At 57.6% G+C, this 3,688-nt stretch carries 2 protein-coding genes; one reads left to right on the plus strand and one right to left on the minus strand.

Features of this window, described 5'->3' with window-relative positions; genetic code table 11:
• Window positions 1-154: 154 nt before the first annotated feature.
• A complete protein-coding gene (locus tag FJ398_26705) occupies window positions 155-2,671 on the minus strand; it encodes a sodium-translocating pyrophosphatase (GenBank protein MBM3841474.1) in 2,517 nt (838 codons plus the stop codon).
• Between the two features lie 342 nt (window positions 2,672-3,013).
• Between FJ398_26705 and FJ398_26710 the strand changes: the two genes are divergently transcribed.
• The gene (locus tag FJ398_26710; GenBank protein ID MBM3841475.1) at window positions 3,014-3,385 is read left to right on the plus strand and encodes a cupin domain-containing protein; all 372 of its coding nucleotides are present in this window, start codon (window positions 3,014-3,016) and stop codon (window positions 3,383-3,385) included.
• Window positions 3,386-3,688 lie beyond the last annotated feature (303 nt).

Below are 3,688 nucleotides of genomic sequence, written 5' to 3' on the forward strand. Positions count from 1 at the left end.
GGCGCCTGGCCGGCTGCGGCGTTGCTCGTCGGTCACAGCCCCAAAACGGGGATGCTCCCTCCTCGCGCCTTGCATCCGGCCAGGCGGCGCTCCCGCCAAAACCGGAAGTTATTTTTGCACAGACCCTAAACACGTACGGGAGCGTGCGCCCCCCTCAAGCCTTCTCTTGCGGAATGCGCATGCTGTAGAACGAACGATACACGAACACGAGGGCGATCAGGAAAAACACTGCGCCGATGAAGGTCTTGGTCGCCTGGCTCTGCATGGTGACGGCGATTTCCACGGCCAACAGTCCGAAGAGCGTTGTGAATTTGATGACCGGGTTCATGGCCACGGATGAGGTGTCCTTGAAAGGATCGCCCACGGTGTCGCCCACCACCGTGGCGGCGTGCAGTTCGGTGCCTTTCTCGCGAAGATCCACTTCGACAATTTTCTTGGCGTTATCCCAAGCGCCGCCGGCATTCGCCATGAAGATGGCCTGGAACAAGCCGAAGAAAGCGATACCCACGAGGTAGCCGATGAAGAAGTAAGGATTAAAGAAGGCCAGCGCCAACGCCAGACAGAACACGACGATGAAAATGTTCCACATCCCCTTCTGCGCATAAACGGCGCAGATTCGCACCACCTCCTTGCTGTCCTTCTCCGACGCCGTCGTGGAGTCGAGCTTCATGTTCTCTTTGATATAGACCACCGCGCGATAGGCGCCGGTCACAACCGCCTGGCACGACGCGCCGGTAAACCAGTAGATCACCGCGCCTCCCATGATCAGGCCAAGGATGATTTCCGGCTGGACGATGCTTAACGCGTTGACGACGGGTTTGAACGCCCCGGCAATGCCCGAAGCAACCTGCTGTTCGTACATGCTTTCCAACAACATGATGATGCCGAAAACCATCGTCGTCGCGCCGACCACGGCGGTGCCAATGAGGACCGGCTTGGCCGTGGCTTTGAACGTGTTGCCCGCGCCGTCCCCTTTTTCGAGCTGGTATTTCGCATTCTCGAAATCCGGTTTGAACCCGAAGTTCCTCTCGACATCCCCGCCGATGCCCGGACGGCTCTCGATCTGGCTCAACTCATAAACCGATTGCGCGTTGTCCGTAACGGGTCCGTAACTATCCACCGCAATGGTCACCGGCCCCATGCCGAGAAAGCCGAAAGCCACAAGGCCGAACGCAAAAATCGGCGCGGCGAAAACAAACTTCGCCGGCATGAGCGCCAGCAAAGCCGGGTGCTGGGAGAAATAATACGAAACCGCCATGAGCAGCAGGATGCACAGCCCCATCCAAAACGCGGAGAAATTGCCGGCCACAAAGCCAGAAAGGATATTCAGAGATGCGCCGCCGTGCTTGGAACAACTCGTCACTTCGCGAACATGGCGCGAGGTCGTGCTGACGAACACCTTCGTGAATTCCGGAATCAGCGCGCCTGCCACTGTGCCGCAACTGATAATCACCGACAGCACCCACCACAACGCCGGCTGCGCGACACCCGCGGCGTCCTGGAAATTGCCCAGCAGCATTTTGCTGGCGACGAAGGTCACGGCGATGGACACCGCCGAGGTGATCCAGACCAGGTGCGTCAGAGGAGCTTCAAAGTCGAAATCCTTCTTCCCTCCAAACATGACTTTGCTGAGAGCTTCATTGACGAAATAGGACCCGAGCGAGGTCACGATCATGAGCGAGCGCATCACGAACAGCCAGATGATGAGCGTCGCGCAGATGGTCGCGTTGGCCGCCAGCGCCAGCGCCAGAAAAGCGATCAACGCCACGCCCGTCACGCCGTAGGTCTCAAAGCCGTCCGCCGTAGGCCCGACGGAATCGCCCGCGTTATCTCCGGTGCAGTCCGCAATCACCCCCGGATTCTTCGGATCGTCTTCCGGAAGCTTGAAGACGATTTTCATCAAATCCGAGCCGATGTCTGCAATCTTGGTGAAGATGCCGCCGCAAATGCGGAGCACACTGGCGCCGAGCGATTCGCCGATGGCGAAGCCGATGAAGCAAGGCCCGACGAGTTCGCGCGGGAGGAACAGGATGCAAATCATGAAGAACAACTCAACGGCCACGAGCAGCAAGCCGACGCTCATGCCGGAACGCAGAGGAATCCCCAGCGTGGCCAGCGGATTACCCTTGAGCGCTGAGAACGCGGTGCGGGAGTTCGACACGGTGTTGATTCGAATGCCGAACCAGGCCACGCCGTAGGAACCAAGAATTCCAAGAACGGAAGCGAGGAGGATGACGGCGACATTTCGAACCACATGGCTCGCGGCCATGGGCTGGCCGCCGGGGTCTTTGTGCTCGGTCAGGAATCCGAAATAATAGACCATGCACGCTGCGATCAGAAGCCAGAGGATGACCAAGAACTTGCCTTGTTGGATCAGATACGTTTTGCACGTCTCCCAAATCAGGTTGGAAACCTGGCGCATGGAGTCATGGACCGGCAGATTTCGCGTCTGCCGGTATTGCACCAGGCCGAACGCCGCGCCAATCCCGCACACGATCAATCCAAGGTACATCAGCGTGGTTCCGGCGACTTCCGAGCCGCCTATCGAGAATTTCACAGCTCCTAGATCAGGGATCTTGATGTCCGCTTCGCCGGCGATGACGGGAAGGGAAGTCAGATTCAAGACTGCGATGAGAACGGCCCCAAGGAACCCCAAGTTACGTTTTAGCATACTGTTTTTCTGCAAGATGTTGGTGCTTCTAAGATTCTGCACTACGGAATGGATCACGGGCACTCCGCCCGCATTTCCCTTTAGAACACTACCCGGAATTGATTGGGTAACGAACCCGGTAATTGACCCCAGTGCGGATAGAGGATAGGGCTGGCATGTGTCAACCCAAAAACGGCAAATACGACCCGTTCACCATACGGGATTACTACCGCTTCTTCTGCATCACTGCCCAAAGAATTCAAACTCGATAGCGCGCCGCATCCAACAACGCCGCTTCCTGGCTTTCCCCTCTCGTTCATGACGGGACTGGAATCCGGCTCATCCCTGCTTCATATTCCTCTCATGCAAACCTCCGCCACGCTCGATGACCGCGCCGCCAGATATCTGATCGCCCAGCTTGATCAAATCGATCCGCTGCGTTGCCCGTGCGGCTTTGCCCGCCGCGCTTTCGCGACCGCAGAGAACTCCCTGGCCAGCGTCCACCAGGTGGATATCCAGCTCGATGCCCGGACGCATTATCACAAAAAGATGACGGAGATTTACATCGTGCTCGAAGGGGAGGGCGCGATTGAACTGGATGGACAAACTTTCCCGGTCAAGCCCATGACTTCGATCATGATCAAGCCTGGCTGCCGCCACCGCGCTATCGGCCGGCTGAAAATCATCAACGTGGCCATCCCGGCGTTCGATCCGAAAGACGAGTGGTTTGACTGATTTCGTGAACCAGGCAGGCTTCCAGCCAGTTGTGTTCGGCTACGGATTTCCTATTTGCGTGCCCTCATGCTTTTTCTCCCTCTCCTCCTCCCGCACATCCGGAATCAAAGGCGACCCAGAAGAACGGCCAGCCCACTTACTGACGTAACCCCTCAGTTACCGGCTTGAGAAGCCGATCATGACGAATCGATCTTGAAGAGAGCGTCGTAGGGACTGAGCGCGTCTTGTGCGGCAAGCTTGTCGAGAGCTTGCGCAAACAGTGCGGTCGTGTCTCCACCGCGTTTGCGCAAAGTGTGCAGGACG

The organism is Verrucomicrobiota bacterium (assembly GCA_016871535.1).
Classification (GTDB): domain Bacteria; phylum Verrucomicrobiota; class Verrucomicrobiia; order Limisphaerales; family SIBE01; genus VHCZ01.